At 60.8% G+C, this 22,190-nt stretch carries 14 protein-coding genes; 7 read left to right on the top strand and 7 right to left on the bottom strand.

Features of this window, described 5'->3' with window-relative positions:
- Positions 1–30: 30 nt before the first annotated feature.
- Complete coding sequence (gene smc / locus CXF97_RS06675) at positions 31–3,519, bottom strand: chromosome segregation protein SMC (protein ID WP_101157349.1); 3,489 nt, start codon at positions 3,517–3,519, stop codon at positions 31–33.
- A gap of 2 nt (positions 3,520–3,521) precedes the next feature.
- Positions 3,522–4,181: a GntR family transcriptional regulator gene (locus tag CXF97_RS06670; RefSeq protein WP_016773849.1), complete on the bottom strand. Its 660-nt coding sequence runs from the start codon at positions 4,179–4,181 to the stop codon at positions 3,522–3,524.
- Between the two features lie 268 nt (positions 4,182–4,449).
- Between CXF97_RS06670 and xdhA the strand changes: the two genes are divergently transcribed.
- The 4 genes from xdhA to guaD all read left to right on the top strand — a co-directional run bounded on the left by xdhA (position 4,450) and on the right by guaD (position 10,592).
- Entirely contained in the window at positions 4,450–5,904 is a 1,455-nt protein-coding gene (gene xdhA / locus CXF97_RS06665; protein WP_101157347.1) for a xanthine dehydrogenase small subunit, read from the top strand.
- Entirely contained in the window at positions 5,897–8,290 is a 2,394-nt protein-coding gene (gene xdhB / locus CXF97_RS06660; RefSeq protein ID WP_101157345.1) for a xanthine dehydrogenase molybdopterin binding subunit, read from the top strand. The genes xdhA and xdhB overlap by 8 nt, the downstream gene beginning before the upstream one ends.
- Before the next feature lie 126 nt (positions 8,291–8,416).
- Positions 8,417–9,274: a xanthine dehydrogenase accessory protein XdhC gene (xdhC, locus tag CXF97_RS06650; RefSeq protein ID WP_101157341.1), complete on the top strand. Its 858-nt coding sequence runs from the start codon at positions 8,417–8,419 to the stop codon at positions 9,272–9,274.
- 13 nt (positions 9,275–9,287) lie between these two features.
- Positions 9,288–10,592, top strand: a complete 1,305-nt coding sequence (gene guaD / locus CXF97_RS06645; protein ID WP_101157339.1) for a guanine deaminase — start codon at positions 9,288–9,290, stop codon at positions 10,590–10,592.
- A gap of 107 nt (positions 10,593–10,699) precedes the next feature.
- Here the strand turns inward: guaD and CXF97_RS06640 are convergent, their stop codons facing one another.
- On the bottom strand, positions 10,700–11,464 hold the full coding sequence (locus CXF97_RS06640) for a GntR family transcriptional regulator (protein ID WP_039763010.1): 765 nt from the start codon (positions 11,462–11,464) through the stop codon (positions 10,700–10,702).
- A gap of 359 nt (positions 11,465–11,823) precedes the next feature.
- Between CXF97_RS06640 and CXF97_RS06635 the strand changes: the two genes are divergently transcribed.
- On the top strand, positions 11,824–13,014 hold the full coding sequence (locus CXF97_RS06635) for a benzoate/H(+) symporter BenE family transporter (protein WP_101157336.1): 1,191 nt from the start codon (positions 11,824–11,826) through the stop codon (positions 13,012–13,014).
- A 133-nt stretch (positions 13,015–13,147) separates the two neighbouring features.
- Here CXF97_RS06635 and CXF97_RS06630 read toward each other — a convergent pair whose 3' ends face one another.
- Positions 13,148–13,492 carry a YggL family protein gene (locus CXF97_RS06630; RefSeq protein ID WP_101157334.1) on the bottom strand — a complete coding sequence of 115 codons (345 nt, stop codon included), beginning with the start codon at positions 13,490–13,492 and terminating at the stop codon, positions 13,148–13,150.
- Between the two features lie 233 nt (positions 13,493–13,725).
- Here CXF97_RS06630 and dacB point away from each other — a divergent pair, with 233 nt between their 5' ends.
- A complete protein-coding gene (dacB, locus tag CXF97_RS06625) occupies positions 13,726–15,186 on the top strand; it encodes a D-alanyl-D-alanine carboxypeptidase/D-alanyl-D-alanine-endopeptidase (RefSeq protein ID WP_039763007.1) in 1,461 nt (486 codons plus the stop codon).
- A gap of 90 nt (positions 15,187–15,276) precedes the next feature.
- Here the strand turns inward: dacB and CXF97_RS06620 are convergent, their stop codons facing one another.
- Positions 15,277–17,661, bottom strand: coding sequence for a GGDEF domain-containing protein (locus CXF97_RS06620; protein WP_101157333.1), 2,385 nt, complete (start codon positions 17,659–17,661; stop codon positions 15,277–15,279).
- Positions 17,662–17,806: 145 nt separating this feature from the next.
- A complete protein-coding gene (rlmKL, locus tag CXF97_RS06615) occupies positions 17,807–20,077 on the bottom strand; it encodes a bifunctional 23S rRNA (guanine(2069)-N(7))-methyltransferase RlmK/23S rRNA (guanine(2445)-N(2))-methyltransferase RlmL (protein WP_101157331.1) in 2,271 nt (756 codons plus the stop codon).
- Positions 20,078–20,607: 530 nt separating this feature from the next.
- Here rlmKL and rmf point away from each other — a divergent pair.
- Positions 20,608–20,823, top strand: a complete 216-nt coding sequence (rmf, locus tag CXF97_RS06610; protein ID WP_003223300.1) for a ribosome modulation factor — start codon at positions 20,608–20,610, stop codon at positions 20,821–20,823.
- Between the two features lie 238 nt (positions 20,824–21,061).
- Here rmf and CXF97_RS06605 read toward each other — a convergent pair whose 3' ends face one another.
- Positions 21,062–22,084, bottom strand: coding sequence for a quinone-dependent dihydroorotate dehydrogenase (locus CXF97_RS06605; RefSeq protein ID WP_101157329.1), 1,023 nt, complete (start codon positions 22,082–22,084; stop codon positions 21,062–21,064).
- Positions 22,085–22,190: the final 106 nt, after the last annotated feature.

The raw sequence follows: 22,190 nt of genomic DNA, 5'->3' as shown, positions 1-22,190 counted from the left end.
CCTCCAAAACTATTCCCACACCAAACCGACTCAGGCATCCACCATCGCCATTGCCTCTTCGACATCCACTGCCACCAGTCGCGAACAACCCGGTTCATGCATGGTCACGCCCATCAACTGCTCGGCCATTTCCATGGCGATCTTGTTGTGGGTGATATAGATGAACTGCACGGTTTGCGACATCTCTTTGACCAAGCGTGCGTAGCGTCCAACGTTAGCGTCATCCAGTGGCGCGTCAACCTCATCGAGCATGCAGAACGGCGCCGGGTTCAACTTGAAGATGGCAAACACCAGTGCCAGTGCCGTCAGGGCTTTTTCGCCGCCGGAGAGCAAATGGATGGTGCTGTTCTTCTTTCCGGGCGGCTGCGCCATGATCGTCACCCCTGTATCGAGTAGATCTTCGCCCGTCAGTTCCAAATACGCGCGCCCGCCACCGAAAACTTTCGGGAAAAGTGCCTGTAATCCGCCGTTGATCTGATCAAAGGTATCTTTGAAACGGTTGCGGGTTTCCTTGTCGATCTTGCGAATGACGTTTTCCAGAGTCTCCAGCGCCTCGACCAGATCGGCGTCCTGTGCATCCAGATAACGTTTACGCTCCGATTGTTGCGTGTACTCGTCGATGGCGGCGAGGTTGATCGCACCCAGGCGCTGAATGCGCGCGTTGATGCGTTCGAGTTCATCTCCGGCTTCGCGTTCACTGGCCTGCGCCGTCAATGTGGCGAGCACGCCATTGAGGTCGTAGCCATCTTCGAGCAATTGATCCTGCAAAGCCTTGCGGCGCACGGTCAGGGCTTGCCACTCCATACGTTGCTGTTCGAGCTGGCCGCGAATCAACTGCGATTGCTGCTCGGCCTGGGTCCGACGCTTTTCCGCGTCACGCAGTTCGCGGTCGGCGTCCTCCAGAGCGATTTGCGCCGTTTTGAGCTCTTCGTCGACGGTCATGCGCTTGTCGAGCAGTTCTTCGAGTTTCAGACGCAGCTCTTCCAGCGGCGCCTCGCCCTCCTCCAGGTTCAGGCTCAGCTGTTCGCGTTTTTCGGTCAGACGCTCGGCCTGCATTTCCAGGCGCTCCAGCGCCTGTCGCGTGGAATCGTGCTGAGCGCGCAGCGAGCCGAGACGCACGGCCAGTTGATGGGCATGATCCTTGTGCTGCCGGGCTTCCTGGCGCACGCGATCAAGGCGTTCGCGCAGGCTGTCGCGCCGGGCCAACAGCAATTCGCGCTGTTCGGTGTCCAGCGCCATGGCATCCAGCGCTTCCTGCAATTGCATGCGCGCTTCGCCGACCTGCTCGTGCTCGAGCTCACGCTGTTCGGCGAGTTCAACCAATTCTTCATCGAGGCGGGTGCGGCGCAACGTCAATTGTTCGGCCTTGGCTTTACCGGCGGACAGCTGCGCCTTCAGTTCGCCTTGCTGGCGCGCTTCGTCCTGCAGCAAGCGGCGCAGATGTTCGCGGCCGTTTTCCTGCTGGCGCTGTTGCGCGCGCAGGGTTTGCAGGCGGGTCTCCATGGCCTCGACCGTGGCTTCGCGCTCTTCACGCTCCAGTTGCAGGCCTTCGATTTCCTGGCCACGGGCGAGCATGCCGCTTTCCGCTTCGCTGGCGCGACGTACACGCAAGAAGTGCCGACCGACCCAATAGCCATCGCGGCTGATCAGGCTTTCGCCAGCGCCGAGCTGCCCGCGCAAGGCCAGCGCCTGCTCAAGGCTGTCGACCGGTTTGACCTGACCCAGCCACGGCGACAGATCGATCTGCGCCTCGACTTTGTCCAGCAGGCTGCCCGCCACCCGCACGCCATCGCTGGCCGGACTGAGCAAGCGCAGATCGCCCTGAGTGAAACCGGACAAATCAAAACCGCTGAAGTCGTCGACCAGCACCGCTTGCAGATCAGCACCGAGCACGGTTTCCACCGCCAGCTCCCAACCCGCCTCGACCTTCAAGCCTTCGGCCAGACGCGGACGCTCGGCGAGGTTGTGTTCCTTCAACCATTCGGCGGTGCCGGTGCCCGGATCCAGCGCTGCCTGCTGCAAGGCTTCAAGGGATGCGAGGCGCCCGTTGAGCCGCTGCAGATCGCCCTGCGCCTGTTGCTGCGCGGTCAACGCATGCTGTAATTCCTGACGCAGTTGTTCGAGCTTTTCGACTTGCGCTTCTTCGCTGGTCTGCAAATCTTCCAGGGTCGCTTCGGATTCGGCGAGCTGCTCGTTGAGCGCCATGATCGCCGCGTCTTCCGGGTCGGCGGAGAGCAACGCGCGCTCTTCAGCGAGGCGTTTCTGCCGGTCGGCGAGGCGCTCCATGCTGCTTTCCAGCTGCTGGATCCGCGACTGCTGCACTTCAGCCTGACGGCGCGGTTCGGCAGCGGTGAGGTTGAAAGCGTCCCACTGCTCCTGCCAGCCGTGCATGGTGGTTTCGGCTTCTTCGAGGGCCGCGGCGGCTTCCTCGGCAGCAGCGCTGGTGACTTCCTGCTCGGGGGTGAGCATGTCGAGCTCTTCGCCGAGGGTCAGCAGCAACGTGCGGTCGTGGCCCAGGTGCGATTCGGTTTCCAGACGCGCACGTTCGGCTTCTTTCAGGTCATCCTGCAATTGGCGCAGGCGTTGCTGGCCATGCTGGATGCTCTGCTCGACCCGGGCGATGTCGCCGCCGACCGAATAGAAACGCCCCTGCACCAGATTGAAGCGCTCGGACAAATCATGGTGGCCGTCGCGCAGGCGTTCGATGGCCGCATCAGCGTTACGCTGTTCAGCGACCAACGCTTCGAAGCTGACTTCCTGGTTGCCGATGATCGACTCGCGCTGACCGACCTGCTCGTTAAGATCCTGCCAGCGCAATGCCGAAAGTTGCGCCTTGAGCTGACGCTCTTCGGCCTTGAATTCCTGATACTTCTTCGCCGCTTCGGCCTGGCGGTGCAGACGTTCGAGCTGGCGCTCCAGCTCTTCGCGCAGGTCGGTCAGGCGGGCGAGGTTCTCGTGGGTACGGCGGATGCGGTTTTCAGTCTCGCGGCGGCGCTCCTTGTATTTGGAGATGCCCGCTGCTTCTTCGATGAAATTGCGTAGGTCTTCAGGCTTGGATTCGATCAGCTTGGAGATCATCCCCTGTTCGATGATCGAATAGCTGCGCGGGCCGAGGCCGGTGCCGAGGAAGATATCGGTAATGTCGCGGCGCCGGCATTTGGTGCCGTTGAGGTAATAAGTGGTCTGGCTGTCGCGGGTGACTTTGCGACGAATGGAGATTTCCGCGTACGCCGCGTATTCGCCGAGCAGCGTGCCGTCGGAGTTGTCGAACACCAGCTCGATACTGGCCTGGCTCACCGGTTTGCGGCTGGTCGAACCGTTGAAGATGACGTCGGTCATCGACTCGCCACGCAGGTTCTTCGCCGAACTTTCGCCCATCACCCAGCGCACAGCGTCGATGATGTTCGATTTGCCGCAACCGTTCGGCCCGACGACCGCCGCCATGTTACTGGGGAAGTTCACAGTGGTCGGATCGACGAAGGATTTGAACCCCGCCAGTTTGATGCACTTTAGCCGCACGCTCAGGCAACCGTCAGCGCAGACACCACCAGATCGCAGCTGCGCTGGGCATATGCCGTGAGCACGATACGGATCTGCGGCAAATCACGGGCGAGAACGGCGGCGAGCAAGCGTTCGAACAGTTCGAGGAATTCGCTCATTTCCGCCTTGCGCTGTTCGAGGGCGAGGAAATATGCGCGGCTCATCGCCGGCTGGAGGTTCTCGACGGTTTCCTGCAGGTATGGGTTGTTGGCAAATGGATAGGCGGCGCGCATCACCGCGAAGCTGTCATCGACAAAACTGCGGATATCGCCGCGCTCGTAACTGGCGGTCAGGCGCTGCTGGATCTGCACGAACGGCGCCATGTCCGACTGCACTTGCCAGCCATTGGCCACCGAATTGCCGAGCAGGATGTACAGCTCGCTCATCAGCGTGCACAGGCTCTGCACCTTGTGCGGCGTCAGCTCGGTAACGTGGGCGCCACGACGCGGCAGGATCGCGATCAGGTGACGGCGTTCGAGGATCAGCAAGGCTTCGCGGACCGAACCGCGGCTGACGTTGAGCGCCAGCGTGACCTTCTGTTCCTGGATGCGCTCTCCTGGCTTCATTTCGCCACGAATGATGCGTTCGGCGAGGTGGTGAGCGATTTGCTCGGCGAGGCTGTCCGGCGCCTTGAACGTCATGGTTGTCCTTCAAACTCTATCGATCTGCACAAGCGGCGCAGTGTAGCGCAAATGCACGGTCATGGCGGAGTGCCCACTCAGCGGTTTTTGGCACGAATCCCGCAAAAAAGCGCAGTGACCGATGAAGGTCAATACTGAATAGACACGCTGTTGATCGACGAAACGGATTTTCCTGACCTTTAAGTCAGAAAACCATTGACCGAAAAGTCAGACCTGCTAAATTCGGTTCACGTCGGTTAACAACAATAATGAGTCTGCGAGGCCTTCCGTGATCCAGTTTTTACTTAACCAGGAGCTCCGTAGCGAGCACGCCCTGGACCCGAACCTGACTGTGCTCAATTACCTGCGTGAACACGTAGGCAAACCCGGCACCAAAGAAGGTTGCGCCAGTGGCGACTGCGGCGCCTGCACCGTGGTGGTTGGCGAGTTGCAGACCGACGACACGGGGCGTGAACATATTCGCTATCGCAGCCTCAACTCGTGCCTGACTTTCGTCTCGTCCTTGCACGGCAAACAACTGATCAGCGTTGAAGACCTCAAGCACAAGGGCGAACTGCACAGCGTGCAGAAAGCCATGGTCGAGTGCCACGGTTCGCAGTGCGGCTTCTGCACCCCCGGTTTCGTCATGTCGTTGTTCGCCCTGCAAAAGAACAGCGACGCGCCGGATCAGGCCAAGGCTCACGAAGCGCTGGCCGGCAACCTCTGCCGCTGCACTGGCTACCGGCCGATTCTCGCCGCTGCCGAACAATCCTGCTGCGGCAAACAGGCGGATCAGTTCGATGCCCGAGAAGCGGAAACCATCGCCCGTCTCAAAGCCATAGCCCCGACCGATATCGGTGAACTCAACAGCGGCGACAAGCGCTGCCTGGTGCCACTGACGGTGGCCGATCTGGCCGACCTCTACGACGCTTATCCACAAGCCCGACTGCTCGCTGGCGGTACCGATCTGGCTCTGGAAGTCACCCAGTTCCACCGTACACTGCCGGTAATGATCTACGTCGGCAACGTCGCCGAAATGAAACGCATCGAAACCTTTGACGATCGCATCGAAATCGGCGCCGCCACCGCCCTCTCCGACTGCTACGAAGCGTTGAACGCCGAGTACCCGGACTTCGGCGAACTGCTGCACCGCTTCGCCTCGTTGCAAATCCGCAATCAGGGCACCCTCGGCGGCAACATCGGCAACGCCTCGCCGATCGGTGACTCGCCGCCGCTGCTGATCGCCCTCGGCGCGCAGATCGTGCTGTGCAAAGGTGAGACCCGCCGTACATTGAATCTGGAAGATTACTTCATCGACTACCGCGTCACCGCGCGGCAGGAAAGCGAGTTCATCGAAAAAATCATCGTCCCGCGTGCCAGCGCCGAGCAGCTGTTCCGTGCCTATAAAGTGTCCAAGCGTCTGGACGACGACATTTCCGCCGTCTGCGCTGCGTTCAATCTGCGCGTGGAAAACGACGTGATCGCCGACGCCCGCGTGGCCTTCGGCGGCATGGCGGCGATCCCCAAACGCGCCGCGCATTGCGAAGCCGTGCTGCAAGGCGCGCCGTTCAATAACGCTGTGATCGAACGCGCCTGCGCCGCGCTGGCCGAGGACTTCACGCCGCTGAGCGACTTCCGCGCCAGCAAGGAATATCGCCTGCTCAGCGCGCAAAACCTGCTGCGCAAATACTTCATCGAACTGCAAACACCGCACATCGAGACTCGGGTGACCGCTTATGTCTAACCATCACGCCGTAGAGAAGACTCAAGCTGAACTGGCCGAACTGTTCGCCCAGGACCTGACCACTGGAGTCGGCCGCAGCGTCAAACACGACAGCGCCGCCAAGCATGTGTCCGGTGAGGCGCAGTACATCGATGATCGCCTGGAATTTCCCAACCAACTGCACCTCTATGCACGCCTGTCGGACCGCGCACACGCGAAAATCCTCAGCATCGACACGCAGCCGTGCTACGCCTTCGAAGGCGTGCGCATCGTCATCACCCACGAAGACGTGCCAGGCCTGAAAGACATCGGCCCGCTGATGCCGGGCGACCCGCTGCTGGCCATCGATGACGTGCAGTTCGTCGGCCAGCCGGTACTCGCAGTGGCTGCGAAAGATCTGGAAACCGCACGCAAAGCGGCGATGGCCGCGATCATCGAATACGAAGACCTCGAACCGGTGCTCGACGTCGTCGAAGCCCTGCGCAAACGCCACTTCGTGCTCGACAGCCACACCCATCAGCGCGGCGATTCGGTGTCCGCGCTGGCCAGCGCCGAACATCGCATTCAAGGCACGCTGCACATCGGCGGCCAGGAACACTTTTACCTGGAGACGCAGATCTCTTCAGTGATGCCTACTGAAGACGGCGGCATGATCGTCTACTGCTCGACGCAGAACCCGACCGAAGTGCAGAAACTGGTCGCCGAAGTGCTCGACGTGTCGATGAACAAGATCGTCGTCGACATGCGCCGCATGGGCGGTGGTTTCGGTGGCAAGGAAACCCAGGCTGCGAGCCCGGCGTGCCTGTGCGCGGTGGTTGCGCACCTCACCGGCCAGCCGACCAAGATGCGCCTGCCGCGCGTCGAAGACATGCTCATGACCGGCAAGCGCCACCCGTTCTATGTCGAGTACGACGTCGGTTTCGACAGCAGCGGCCGCCTGCACGGGATCAACATGGAGCTGGCCGGTAACTGCGGCTGCTCGCCGGATCTGTCGGCGTCGATCGTCGACCGCGCGATGTTCCACTCGGATAATTCATACTATCTCGGCGATGCCACCATCAACGGTCACCGCTGCAAGACCAACACCGCGTCGAACACCGCCTATCGCGGCTTCGGTGGCCCGCAGGGCATGGTCGCCATCGAAGAAGTGATGGATGCGATTGCCCGCCACCTCAACCTCGATCCGCTGGCCGTGCGCAAGGCCAACTACTACGGCAAGACCGAGCGCAACGTCACCCATTACTACCAGACCGTCGAGCACAACATGCTCGAAGAGATGACCGCCGAACTGGAAGCCAGCAGCCAGTACGCCGAGCGCCGCGAAGCGATCCGTCGCTACAACGCCAACAGCCCGATCCTGAAAAAGGGTCTGGCACTGACCCCTGTGAAATTCGGTATTTCCTTCACCGCCAGCTTCCTCAATCAGGCCGGCGCGCTGATCCACATCTACACCGACGGCAGCATCCATCTGAACCACGGCGGTACGGAAATGGGTCAGGGTCTGAACACCAAAGTCGCCCAGGTTGTGGCTGAAGTTTTCCAGGTCGACATCGACCGCGTGCAGATCACCGCGACCAACACCGACAAGGTGCCGAACACCTCGCCGACCGCCGCCTCCAGTGGTGCAGACCTGAACGGCAAAGCCGCGCAAAATGCTGCGCAGACCATCAAGCAACGCTTGGTCGAATTCGCCGCGCGGCACTACAAGGTCAGCGAAGAAGACGTCGAATTCCGCAATGGTCACGTGCGTGTCCGTGAGCAGATTCTGACCTTCGAAGCGCTGATCCAGCAGGCATATTTCAATCAGGTGTCGCTGTCGAGCACCGGTTTCTACAAGACCCCGAAAATCTACTACGACCGCAGTCAGGCCCGTGGTCGTCCGTTCTACTACTTCGCCTTTGGCGCGGCGTGCTGCGAAGTGATCGTCGACACCCTGACCGGCGAGTACAAGATGCTGCGCACCGACATCCTGCATGACGTCGGCGCCTCGCTGAACCCGTCGATCGACATCGGTCAGGTCGAGGGCGGTTTCGTCCAGGGCATGGGCTGGCTGACCATGGAAGAGCTGGTCTGGAACAACAAGGGCAAGTTGATGACCAACGGCCCGGCCAGCTACAAGATCCCGGCCGTGGCGGACATGCCGCTGGATCTGCGGGTGAAACTGGTGGAAAACCGCAAGAATCCGGAAGACACGGTGTTCCATTCCAAAGCCGTCGGTGAACCGCCGTTCATGCTCGGGATCGCCGCCTGGTGCGCGATCAAGGATGCGGTGGCGAGCCTCGGTGACTACAAGCATCAGCCGAAAATCGACGCGCCGGCGACCCCGGAGCGGGTGTTGTGGGGGTGTGAGCAGATGCGCCAGCTCAAAGCGGTGAAAACAACCGCGACCGAAGTCGAGGTTGTTTGATGATCGTTCCCACGCTCCGCGTGGGAATGCAGCCCGCGACGCTCTGCGTCGCTCCCTGAACAGCGGACGCGGAGCGTCCAGTGATGCATTCCCACGCAGAGCGTGGGAACGATCTGAGAGGTGTTTATGTACAACTGGATCGACGCCCTCGCCGACCTGCAGAACCAGGGCGAGCCCTGTGTGCTGGTGACGATCATCGAAGAACTCGGCTCGACGCCACGCAACGCCGGCTCGAAAATGGTCGTCAGCGCCAACCGGATGTTCGACACCATCGGTGGTGGACACCTGGAATTCAAAGCCATGCAGATCGCCCGCGACATGCTCGCCAGCGGCAAGCAGGACACCCATCTGGAGCGTTTCAGCCTCGGTGCCAGCCTCGGCCAGTGCTGCGGTGGCGCCACGGTGTTGCTGTTCGAACCGATGGGCCAGGTGCAGGCGCAGATCGCTGTATTCGGCGCCGGCCATGTCGGTCGCGCGCTGGTGCCGCTGCTCGCCAGCCTGCCCTGTCGGGTGCGCTGGATCGATTCGCGCGAGGCCGAATTCCCTGAACACATCCCCCACGGCGTGCGTAAAATCGTCAGCGAAGAGCCGGTGGACGAAGTCGATGACCTGCCCGCCGGCAGCTACTGCATCGTCATGACCCACAATCATCAACTCGATCTGGAACTCACCGCCGCCATCCTCAAACGCAACGACTTCGCCTGGTTCGGCCTGATCGGCTCGAAGACCAAACGGGTCAAGTTCGAACATCGCCTGCGTGATCGCGGTTTCGACCCGAGCGTGGTGCAACGCATGCGCTGCCCGATGGGCATCGGCGAAGTCAAAGGCAAACTGCCGGTGGAAATTGCCATCTCGATTGCCGGGCAAATCATCGCCACCTACAACGCCAACTTCGGCCAGCAAAGCGCCAGCGCCGAACCGATTGCCCGTCTGCTTCCCGCCTCGCGCCGCAGCCAGTCCGCCAAACTCAAAGCCTCAAACTGATTAGAGAACCCTCATGCCTCTGACTCGCAAAGCCTACCGCGCCGCCATCCTGCACAGCATTGCCGACCCCGCCGAGGTCGGCATCGAAGCCTCCTATGAATATTTCGAGGACGGCCTGCTGGTGGTCGACGGCGGCAAGATCAGTGCCCTCGGCCACGCCAGCGAACTGCTGCCAACCCTGCCGGCGGACATCGAGATCAATCATTATCAGAATGCGCTGATCACCCCCGGCTTCATCGATACGCACATTCACTTGCCGCAAACCGGCATGGTCGGCTCCTACGGCGAGCAGTTGCTCGACTGGCTGAACACCTACACTTTCCCCTGCGAAAGCCAGTTTGGCGACAAGGCTCACGCCGACGAAGTGGCGGACATTTTCATCAAGGAACTGCTGCGCAACGGCACCACCACGGCGCTGGTGTTCGGCAGCGTACATCCGCAGTCAGTCAATTCGTTTTTTGAAGCAGCCGAGAAGCTCGACCTGCGCATGATTGCCGGCAAGGTGATGATGGACCGCAATGCCCCGGACTATCTGGTCGATACCGCCGAATCCAGCTACGTCGACAGCAAGGCGCTGATCGAGCGCTGGCACGGCAAGGGCCGTTTGCACTATGCGGTGACGCCGCGTTTCGCACCCACCAGCACCCCGGAACAACTGACCCTTGCCGGGCAATTGCTGACGGAATATCCGGATCTGTACATGCAGACCCACATCAGCGAAAACCTCAAGGAAATCGAGTGGGTCAAAGAGCTGTTTCCGGAGCGCAAGGGCTACCTCGACGTCTACGATCACTACCAACTGCTCGGCGAACGCTCGGTGTTCGCCCACGGCGTGCACCTGTGTGACGACGAGTGCGCGCGACTGGCGGAAACCGGCTCGGCGATCTCGTTCTGCCCGACGTCCAACCTGTTCCTCGGCAGCGGCCTGTTCAACCTGCCAATGGCCGAGAAACACAAACTCAATGTCGGCCTTGGCACCGATGTCGGCGGCGGCACCAGTTTCTCGCTGCTGCAGACTCTCAACGAAGCCTACAAGGTCATGCAACTGCAAGGCGCGCGGCTGAGCCCGTTCAAGTCGCTGTACCTGGCTACGCTGGGCGGTGCGCGGGCACTACGTCTGGAGGACAAGATTGGCAACCTGCAACCGGGCTCCGATGCCGACTTCCTGGTGCTCGACTACAACGCCACGCCGCTGCTGAGCTACCGCTTGGAGCAGTCGAACAACATTGCCGAGACGTTGTTCGTGCTGATGACGCTGGGCGATGACCGCACGGTGCAGCAGACCTATGCTGCGGGGGCGCTGGTGCATCAGCGCTAAGCCTCTTCGCACTGATCGTTCCCCCGCTCTGCGTGGGAACGATCAGTCAGGCAAAAAAAATCCCCCGCAACTTTCCAGCTGCGGGGGATTTTTTTGCATCAATCAGCTCAGAGCTTGGCGCTCGAGCGCCCCGGCTTTTTGGTCTGCAACAAATGCGAGAACACCGCGTGCAGATCATCCGACGCACCTTCCTCGTCGAGGTTGAGCTTGCTGTCGATGTGATCCATGTGGTGCATCATCAGGTTCACAGCCAGCTCGCCGTCGCGTTTCTCGATAGCATCGATCAACTGCGTGTGTTCGTCGTACGAACAATGCGAACGGTTGCCGCTTTCGTACTGAGCGATGATCAGCGAGGTCTGCGAGACCAGGCTGCGCTGGAAGCTGATCAACGGTGCGTTCATCGCCGCTTCCGCCAGTTTCAGATGGAACTCGCCCGACAGACGAATACCGGCGCCGCGATCCCCGCGAGAGAAACTGTCGCGCTCATCATTGACCATCTGCCGCAGTTCAGCGATCTGCTCGGCAGTGGCATGTTGCACCGCCAGTTCGGTGATCGCGCGCTCGACCAGACGGCGGGCGAGAAATACCTGACGCGCCTCTTCAACGCTCGGGCTGGCGACGACGGCGCCACGGTTCGGCCGCAACAGCACCACGCCCTCATGGGCCAGACGCGACAGCGCGCGGCGAATGATGGTGCGGCTGACCCCGAAGATTTCCCCCAGCGCTTCTTCGCTCAACTTGGTGCCGGGCGCCAGACGCTGTTCGAGGATGGCCTCGAAGATATGTGCGTAGACAATATCGTCCTGGGTTCCGCTGCGGCCGGCTTTGCCTGCTCGCGGTTGTTTCTTGAGGGGTTGCAACTGTTCGTTCATGGGCACTCGAGTCGGGAAAACTGCGGCGAATAGACCGTGACTGTAATACGGCACAGTAGGTCGCTGGCAAGTATCGCGTAAAAAACAGCGCGATTGTACACAATGAATGGTGGCAACACGACTGTACGGCTGTTTGCGACTTCGGCTGTATTGCAACGGTGAGTTACGTTTGAGTTTAGGCTTGATCGCAGAATCCGCTGCTTGAAAACAATTCCCACTGTGGGAGCGGGCTTGCTCGCGAAAGCGCTGTGCCAGTCGACATCTGCTTTGCTGACCCACCGCTTTCGCGAGCAAGCCCGCTCCCACAATGGTTCTGTGTTGTGGCGGACATCTCCATTGGTATAAGGAACACCGCCGTCATGACCGACGCCACCCACGCCCGCTTGCGCCCTCTCGCCGATACTTCGCCTTCTGCCATCGTCGCCGGTTTCATCGCGATGATGACCGGCTACACCAGCTCGCTGGTGCTGATGTTCCAGGCTGGGCAAGCGGCCGGGCTGAGCAGCGGGCAGATTTCCTCGTGGATCTGGGCGATCTCGATCGGCATGGCGGTCTGTTCGATCGGCCTGTCGCTGCGCTATCGCACGCCGATCACCATCGCCTGGTCGACCCCCGGCGCAGCGTTGCTGATCACCAGCCTGGGGGGCGTCAGTTACGGCGAGGCGATCGGCGCCTATATCACTTGCGCGGTACTGGTGACGATCTGCGGCATGACCGGCAGCTTCGAACGGCTGGTGAAAAAAATCCCGGCCTCTTTGGCGGCGGCGTTGCTGGCGGGGATTCTGTTCAAGATCGGCAGCGAAATATTCGTCGCCGCGCAACACCGTACCGGGCTGGTGCTGGGGATGTTCTTTACGTATCTGCTGATCAAGCGTCTGTCGCCGCGCTATGCGGTGCTCGCTGCGCTGCTGATCGGCACCGCACTGTCGGGCGCCATGGGCCTGCTCGATTTCAGCAGCTTTCAACTGGAGGTCGCCACTCCGGTCTGGACCACACCGCACTTTTCACTGGCCGCGACCATCAGCATTGGCATTCCGCTATTCGTGGTCGCCATGACCTCGCAGAACATGCCCGGCATCGCCGTGCTCCGTGCCGATGGCTATAACGTTCCGGCCTCGCCACTGATCACCACCACCGGCATCGCATCGCTGTTGCTGGCACCGTTTGGCTCCCACGGCATCAACCTCGCGGCCATCAGCGCGGCGATCTGCACCGGCCCGCATGCCCACGAAGATCGCAACAAACGCTACACCGCCGCCGTGTGGTGCGGGGTGTTCTATGGCATCGCCGGGGTGTTTGGCGCGACGCTCGCGGCGCTGTTTGCTGCGTTGCCCAAGGAACTGGTGCTGTCGATTGCTGCGCTGGCGTTGTTCGGCTCGATCATCAATGGCTTGAGCATTGCCATGACAGAGGTGAAGGAGCGTGAAGCAGCGTTGATCACCTTTATGGTCACGGCGTCTGGGCTGACGCTGTTTTCCATTGGTTCGGCATTCTGGGGAATTGTTGCGGGGGTTTTGACGCTGGTGATTTTGAATTGGCGTAAAGCCTAGAAGCAAAGATCGCAGCCTCCGGCAGCTCCTAAAGGAGATCGCGTTCCCCTGTAGGAGCTGACGAGTAAAACGAGGCTGCGATCTTTTGATCCATCAAAAAAATGGCGACCCGAAGGTCGCCGTTTTTTCAGTATCACTTAGCCGCGTTGATCGGCTTTTCCGGATACCACACGTCCAGCAGCGAGCTGACTTCATACTTGGTCAGCTCGGAGCGGGTTTTCAGCCAGGCTTCAACGGCAGCGCGCTGCTCTTCGTTGACCGAGCCACGCTTCTGCAGGCACACCAGACCGAAGTCGTCGCCGCCAACATAACCCAGACCGTTGGCTTCCATGGCTTCTTTGATGAATGCTTCGAGGAAAGCGTCAATGGCTTCTTCGGACAAGTCTTCTTTGAAGTCCAGGTTCAGTTCGAAACCCAGCTCTTGAAATTCATCAACGCACAGTTTTTTGCGCAGACGCTGGGAACGGTTAGTCGCCATTGGAACAATCCTCTTAAGTAATAACGGCCGGCACTTTACCAGTTTAAGCCGGCGATTGCCCGACTCTCTGGCCCCTGCGGCCGACCGCCTGTAAAAAATAACGATTTGCAACGCCCCGACAAGGCACAAGCTGTTACAGCTTGGGGCATAATGCCGACACTTTCATGACCACTGAGGGCCTTTTCATCCATGCCCTCGTCTTTTTCCCCCTCTTCTGCAGGGTTTTATTGCATATGATCAAATCGTTGCGTCCACTGTTTCTCGCCGGCCTTCTTCTGCCTCTGGCCCTGCCCGTCTCCGCTGCCACCATCAACACTTCCCTGACCCCGAACGTCGAAAAAGCCCTCAAGGCCAGCAAGTTGCAGCCTACCGCGCTGTCGCTGGTGATGGTGCCGCTCGACGGTCCGGGTACGCCAACCGTGTTCAACGCCGACGTGTCGGTCAATCCGGCGTCGACAATGAAACTGGTCACCACCTACGCGGCGCTTGAGATGCTCGGTCCCAACCACCAGTGGAAAACCGAGTTCTACACCGACGGCGACCTGAGCGGCGGCATCCTCAACGGCAACCTCTACCTCAAGGGTGGCGGTGATCCGAAGCTGAACATGGAAAAACTCTGGCTGCTGATGCGCGACCTGCGCGCCAACGGCGTCACGCAGATCACCGGCGACCTGATCCTCGACCGCAATTTCTTCGTGCAGCCGCAATTGCCGGAATTCAACGATGACGGCAACGATGACAACAAGCCGTTCCTGGTCAAACCCGACTCGCTGCTGGTCAACCTCAAGGCCCTGCGCTTTGTCGCGCGCAATGACGGTGGCCGCGTATTGATTTCGGTAGAGCCGCCGATTGCCAGCATCCGCATCGAAAACACCGTCAAGGCCCTGCCCTCCAAACAATGCACCGGCGGCGTGCGCTACAACCCGGTGCCGCAGGCCGACGGCAGCGTGACGGTGACTGTTGGCGGTCAATTGGGCGAAGGCTGCAGTTCGCAGACTTATCTGTCGCTGCTCGACCACGCGACCTACACCGCCGGCGCCGTCCGCGCGATCTGGAAGGAACTGGGTGGCAGCATCCAGGGCAAGGATCGTCTGGCACCGACGCCGAGCAGCGCCAAACTGCTCGCCCGCGCGTACTCGCCAGATCTGGCCGAGATCATCCGCGACATCAATAAATACAGTAACAACACCATGGCCCAGCAGCTGTTCCTCAGCCTTGGCCAGCGTTTCCGCAACGATGCCGACGGTGATGACGCCCGGGCTGCGCAGCGCGTGGTGCGTCAGTGGCTGGCGAAGAAAGGCATCACCGCGCCACACCTGGTGATGGAGAACGGCTCCGGTCTGTCCCGGGCCGAGCGGGTCAGTGCGCGTGAAATGGCCAACATGCTGCAGGCTGCCTGGCACAGCCCGTACGCCGCCGAATACATCAGCTCGCTGCCGATTGCCGGTACCGACGGCACCATGCGCAAACGCCTGAAGACCACAGCGATGCGCGGCGAAGCCCATGTCAAAACCGGCACCCTGAACACCGTGCGAGCGATTGCCGGTTTCAGCCGTGACGTGAACGGCAACACCTGGGCGGTGGTGGCGATCCTCAACGACAAGGCCCCGTTCGGCGCCTCGTCGGTGCTCGATCAAGTGCTGCTGGATCTGTACAAGCAGCCGAAACTGCCGCAGACCGCTTCGGTGTTGTAACCCTCAAAAGCAGAAGATCGCAGCCTTCGGCAGCTCCTACAGGTGTTCGCATATCCCTGTAGGAGCTGCCGAAGGCTGCGATCCTTTGATCTACCCCAACTCCCGCTCAACCCGATCCCGGCCATTCTGCTTCGCTGCGTAAACGCCCGAGTCAGCGCGCAGCAACAACGCATCCGCCCCCTCCTCCGGTCGCCAGCTCGCAATGCCGAAACTCGCGGTGACCATGCCAACCACGTCCACCGGCGCGCTGCGCAGACCTTCCCACAATTCCATCGCCAGCATGTAAGCGTGCTCGCCGTCGATGTCCGGGCACAGCACCATGAACTCTTCGCCGCCCAGGCGGCAGAACACGTCGGTGCGGCGCAGGCGATGGCCGATCCGCTCGCACACCGCTTGCAGCACGCGGTCGCCGACGGCGTGACCGAACTGATCGTTGATGCGTTTGAAGTGGTCGATGTCGAGCATGATCACCGACAACTCACCGCCACCACGCTCGACTCTCGCCATTTCGGTGGTCAGGCGCTCCTGGAAATAGCGGCGGTTGTGAATGCCGGTCAGCGAATCGGTGATCGACAACGCGCGCAATTCCTCTTCCACGCGCTTGAGGTCGGAGATATCCGAAATGTAGCCGTGCCACAGCACCCCGCCGCCCGGCAGCTCTTCCGGTGTTGCCTCGCCGCGCACCCAGCGCAAACCACGCTCGGGCAGTTGCACGCGGTATTCCTCGCGCCAGGGGCTGAGGTTTTCCGCTGATTCGCGGATCGATGAGCGCACGCGAATGGCGTCCTGCGGGTGGATGCGGCTGAAGATCGCCTCGGCGTCGAACAGCAGCGCATCCGGCTCAAGTTCGTAGATCTCGCGGATGCCATCGCTGGCGTAGATCACGCTGAAGCGGCCGTCGAATTCCATCTTGAATTGATAGATGCCACCGGGCACATGGGCGCTGAGCTTCTTTAGCAAAATGTCCCGCGCGGCCAACACTTCGTGCACGCGCTTGCGCTCGGTGATGTCGATGCAGATCGCCAGATGCCCCACCCACAGGCCCTGCTCGTCGAGCACCGGGGTGGCGAGCATGTTCACCGGCAGATGACTGCCATCGCTGCGCACCAGCGTCCACTCGCGCGCTTCATGGCCGCCGACTTCGCCGCCCTCGACCAGCATCGCGTGGCAAGTCGGAATACTTTTGCCGTAGCGCGCACTCAACTCGGCCGAACGCGCCGCCAGCTCGCGAGGCAAATGCAAATTCTCCAGAGTCATGCGCCCGACCACTTCGGCGCTGCTGTAGCCGAGCATTTGTTCGGCGCCGGGGTTGAAAGTGTTGATCACGCCGCGCAGGTCGGTGGCAATGATCGCGACCTGAGTGGCGGCATTCAGCACGCCGCGCAGTTGACCGTGGGTGCCGCGCAGTTCCTGCTCGCGTTCGTGCAATTCCTGGGTGCGCACCTCGACCAGCCGCACCGCGCGCTGGCGCTGGCTGACCAGCACGTAAAGCAAGGCGCTGAGCAGCACGCTGAGCAAGCCGCCAAGAACGACCACGCTGCCCACAGAAGAATGATTGGCCTGCATGAACGCGTCGCTCGGCAGGATATCAACCTGATAGTCATGGTCGGCCATGCGCAGCAAACGCGTCGCCGCCAGATCGCCGGGCACCGCCTCGTTGCTCGATTCGAACAGAGCCTCGTGCTGATCAGGGGTCGACAGATCCAGAATGCGCACTGACAGGTAATCGTGCAGGGCATCGGGCAAACCGTCGGCGAGCAATTGGCGCATGCTGATCACCGCCATCACATAGCCGAATGGCTGCGACTCACCCGGGCGATTGACCGGCGCCAGCAGCAATACTCCACGCGCATAGGCCGGCTCGATCCCGACCAGATGCATAGGTTTTGACACCGCCATGCTGCCGAGCTGGTCGGCGCGTTGCAGGGTTTCGCGGCGCAAGGGTTGGGCGAGTAAATCGTAGCCCAGCGGTGGCGCCAGTCGGCTTTGGGTTTGCGTGTAGAGCACCGGCACGTATTCGTGGCGCGGCGGCGCCAGCTGCAGCTCGCCCTTGGCGTCCAGTTCGCGAATGGTGAAATTGCTCAGGCCTTCGTCACGCACCTGCTGTTCGAACGCGGCCCGTTCGGCACCGCTGATTCTCGGGGCGTAGGTATAGGCTTGAGTGCGCAGCAGCAAGGGCCGGGAGTAACCGTCGAACTCGGCGCGGGACACCGATTGGGAGTTGGCGAAGAACCGGCGCAGCCCATCCAGGCGTTGCTCCTGGTCCTGAAAACGTTCGGCGATGCGGCTGTAGCGTTCATTGGCCAGCAGTTGAAAGCGCTGACGCGATTGTTGCTGAAACTGATTGAAGGTACCCCACGCGAGCAGGCCGGTGAGAATCCCGCCGGCAAGCAATACCAGCATCGCGACCAGCCAGGCCGAGACGTCTTCGCTGATAAAGCCCAGTATCTTCGGGCGCACGGGGTGCAACGACATAAAGACCACTCACTACGCGAGCATAGACGGGAAAACCCCATTGACCGTGTGTGAGTTATAGCTATTAGCCACTAATTTAGCTAGCTCGGGCGGATCCACGGAGCCTTTTAAAATCAAGGCTCTGAGGATCCAATCCCGACTAGCGTCAACGGGCCGTGATTTTCCAGGCGCGGTGGATCTTGGTATTGCGGGCGAAATCCGGATCAATGGTCTGCCCGCTGATTTCCTCGACCGCGTAACGCTCGGCGAGGTTGTCCTCCAACTGGAACTTGCGGAAGTTGTTGGAGAAATACAGCACACCGCCTGGTGCCAGACGCGCCATCGCCAGATCGATCAACTGCACCTGATCACGCTGCACATCGAAGATGCCTTCCATGCGCTTGGAATTGGAGAACGTGGGCGGGTCGATGAAAATCAGGTCGTACTCGTCACGGCTGCTTTCCAGCCACGCCATCACATCGCCCTGTTCCAGACGATTCTTGTCCGAGAAACCGTTCAGCGACAGGTTGCGCCGCGCCCAGTCCAGGTAGGTTTTCGATAGGTCGACGCTGGTAGTGCTGCGCGCGCCGCCCTTGGCCGCGTGCACGCTGGCGGTCGCGGTGTAGCAGAACAGATTGAGGAAGCGTTTGCCGGCCGCCTCCTTCTGAATGCGCATGCGCATCGGCCGGTGATCGAGGAACAGGCCGGTGTCGAGGTAGTCGGTGAGGTTGACCAGCAACTTCACGCCGCCCTCATTCACCTCGACGAACTTGCCCTGCGCCGCCTGACGCTCGTACTGCTTGGTGCCGCTCTGCCGCTCGCGACGTTTGACCACGACGTGATTCTTGTCGACGTTCAACGCCTGCGGTATGGCCGCCAGCGCATCGAACATGCGCGCCGAGGCTTTTTCCGGGTCGATGGATTTCGGCGCGGCGTATTCCTGGACGTGCACCCAGTCGTGGTACAGGTCGATCGCCATCGCGTATTCCGGCATGTCGGCATCGTAAACGCGGTAGCAATCGATGCCTTCGCGCTTGACCCACTTGCCCATCGCCTTGAGATTTTTCTGCAAGCGATTGGCAAACATCTGCCCGCCTTCACTCAAGCGCGGCTGCTCGATCACTGGCGCCGGGGCTGGCGTCGGCTTGATCGGGTTGCCGTTCTTGTTGAACTTGCGCTCTTGCGGCTCGTCCGGGGTCTGATCGTAAGCCGCTTGCTCGCGCTCGGCCTGACGCTGTTCCGGGGTGCGGCGTTCGCCAGTGACGAACTGATCCGGCAGCACCTTGATCAGCAGCAGCTTGCACGGCAGCGCGCCGTTCCAGAACGAATACTGCTTGTGGCTGCGAATGCCCATGCGCTTGCCCAGGTCCGGGGCGCCGGTGAACACCGCCGCTTCCCAGTTCAGGCAGGCCTGACGCAGACGCTCGCCGAGATTCTGGTAGAGATACAACAGGCTGGCTTCGTCTCCGAGACGCTCGCCGTAAGGCGGGTTACAGATCACCAGACCTTTCTGGTTCTGATCCGGGCGCGGCTCGAAGGTCGCCACTTCGCCCTGATAAATCTTGATCCACTCGCTGAGACCGGCACGTTCGACGTTGTTGCGGCCTGGCTGAATCAGTCGTGGATCGGCTTCATAACCGCGAATCCACAGCGGCGGTCTGGCCAGACCGGCAGCAGCACGTTCAGCCGCTTCTTCGTGAAGCTTTTTCCACAGCGCCGGCACGTGACCGAGCCACGCGGTAAAGCCCCACTGCTCGCGGCGCAGGTTCGGCGCCATGTCGGCGGCGATCATCCCGGCTTCGACGAGGAACGTACCGACACCGCACATCGGGTCAGCCAGTGCGCCACCTTCGGCGGCAATGCGCGGCCAGCCGGAACGGATGAGGATTGCCGCCGCGAGGTTTTCCTTCAGCGGCGCCGCGCCCTGCTGCAAGCGATAGCCGCGCTGGTGCAGGCTGTGGCCGGACAGGTCGAGGGACAGAATCGCTTCGCCGCGATCCAGACGCAGGTGAATGCGCAGGTCCGGGTTGAGTTTGTCGATGGATGGACGATCGCCCTGCGGCGTGCGCAGTTTGTCGACGATGGCGTCTTTGACTTTCAGCGCGCCGAAATGGGTGTTGTCGATGCCCGAGCCGTGGCCGCTGAACTCGACGGCCAGGGTGCCGTCGCTGAGCATGTGATCCTGCCAGTCGATGTCGAGCACGCCGTGGTAGAGGTCTTCGGCGTCCTTCATCGGGAAACGCTTGAGCACCAGCAACACACGGTTGGCCAGACGCGACCAGAGGCACAGGCGATAGGCGGTTTCCATGGTCGCCATGCCACGCACGGCGGAGGTGTGCTCGCGCGCTTCTTCAAGGCCAAGCCCGACGGCTTCCTCGATGAGCAGGCCTTCAAGGCCTTTGGGGCAAGTGAGGAAGAGTTCGAAACGATCGGACATGGTAATTCCAGAGCCTTTGGCTAGTGGGCCGGCAACGCATTGCCGACCCGGTTTTCAATCAGGCGCTTTTCTGAAAGAGCGCCCGCGTGGCACGAAGGTGTGCCGTTCCATCCCCGCTGCTCGGGTTAAAAGAGCTTAGATGCCGGGACAGATAAAAAAGTTGATGAAACAAAAAGACTGAAAGCGACCCTTCGTCGAATAGTACCCAAGCGCAAACGTGGGTCATTCTCACTAAAGGATTAACCCGCTGAGCCAGCGGGGCGCCGATCATACCGGGGTTTGCGCAGCGAACGTTGAATAAATGCGCGGTTACTTATCGCCATAGCATCCTTTACGTTACGTGCTTATGACAAAACGATCATTCCCTCGGTGTGACTCATTGGTTAGAACTGAGCACAGGTTGACGTCGCAACGGCGTCAACACCTTGGCTCGCCACGCCGGCAGCGAGCCGCACACTGGCAGGTTTTTTCTGCCCGACCTCGGTTGAGGTCAACGCGACACTACAGTCAACAAGTGAGGGAAACACCCTATGAGAAGACTTAAGCGTGATCCGTTGGAAAGAGCATTTTTGCGCGGATATCAATATGGCGTTGGTGGCAAATCCCGTGAGCTTTGCCCATTTACTCTACCGTCGGTACGCCAAGCCTGGATTAACGGCTGGCGAGAAGGACGCGGCGACAACTGGGACGGTATGACCGGCACTGCGGGAATCCACAGACTCAACGAACTTCACGCCGTCGGCTGACACAGGGCATTTATTCCGACACGACAATCTGAACATGCAATGAATTAACCACGCACGTCCTTCCCGGACGGCGGGCTTCGGCCCAGGGGCTCCTTCGAGGAGCCCTTTTTATTGCCGGTGTGGCTGACGCACATCCCGTGTAGGAGCTGCCGAAGGCTGCGATCTTTTGATCTTGCTTTTGATTCTAAAAAAAAGATCAAAAGATCGCAGCCTTCGGCAGCTCCTACACTGACCTGTGTTATTTGCGCAACGCGGCGATTGCGTCTACCGATTCACGAATCAGCGCCGGGCCCTTATAGATGAAGCCGGAGTAAATCTGCACCAGGCTCGCGCCGGCAGTAATCTTCTCCGCCGCGTGCTTGCCTTCGGTAATCCCGCCAGCGGCAATGATCGGCAAGCGCCCGGCCAATTCGCCGGCCAGCACTTTCACGGTATTCGTGCTCTTCTCGCGCACCGGCGCCCCCGACAGACCGCCCGCCTCGTCACCATGTTCCATGCCTTCAACGCCGACACGGCTGAGGGTGGTGTTGGTGGCGATCACTGCGTCCATGCCGGTTTCGATCAACGCCTGGGCAACCTGCGCGGTTTCTTCGTCGGTCATGTCCGGGGCGATCTTGATCGCCAGCGGCACATGTTTGCCGTGACGCAGGGCCAGTTCGGCGCGACGCGTGGCCAGATCCGCGAGCAATTGCTTGAGCGAGTCACCGAACTGCAGGCTGCGCAGGCCCGGGGTATTCGGCGAGCTGACGTTGACGGTGACGTAGCTGGCGTAGGCGTAAACCTTGTCCAGGCAGATCAGGTAATCGTCGACCGCGCGCTCGACCGGGGTGTCGAAGTTCTTGCCGATATTGATCCCCAGTACGCCCTTGTATTTTCCCGCAGCGACCCGCGCCAGCAGGTTATCCACGCCGAGGTTGTTGAAGCCCATGCGGTTGATGATCGCCTCGGCTTCCGGCAGGCGGAAGATCCGTGGCTTCGGATTGCCCGGCTGCGGACGCGGGGTCACGGTGCCGATTTCGACAAAACCGAAACCCAACTGCGCGAAGCCATCGATGGCCGCGCCGTTCTTGTCCAGACCGGCCGCCAACCCCACCGGGTTCGGGAATTGGAGCCCCATGACGGTCACCGGCACTTGCGCCGGAGCCTTGCACAGCATGCCGTTGAGGCCCAAACGCCCACCCGCGCCGATCAGATCCAGCGACAGATCGTGGGAGGTTTCCGGGGAAAGTTTGAACAACAGCTGACGGGCCAGGGTGTACATGGGCGGCGATGACTCGAGCGGCGAAAAGAGGCGGCGATTATAGCCGGGCATCGTCCCCCGGCGCGAGGCGCCTGCGCGAATCAGGCGACTGGCATATGCCTTGCAC

Source organism: Pseudomonas sp. Choline-02u-1 (genome assembly GCF_002836515.1).
Lineage (GTDB): Bacteria > Pseudomonadota > Gammaproteobacteria > Pseudomonadales > Pseudomonadaceae > Aquipseudomonas.
Note: the sequence above shows the minus strand (reverse complement) of the source record. Positions and strands in the feature narration are given on the sequence as shown.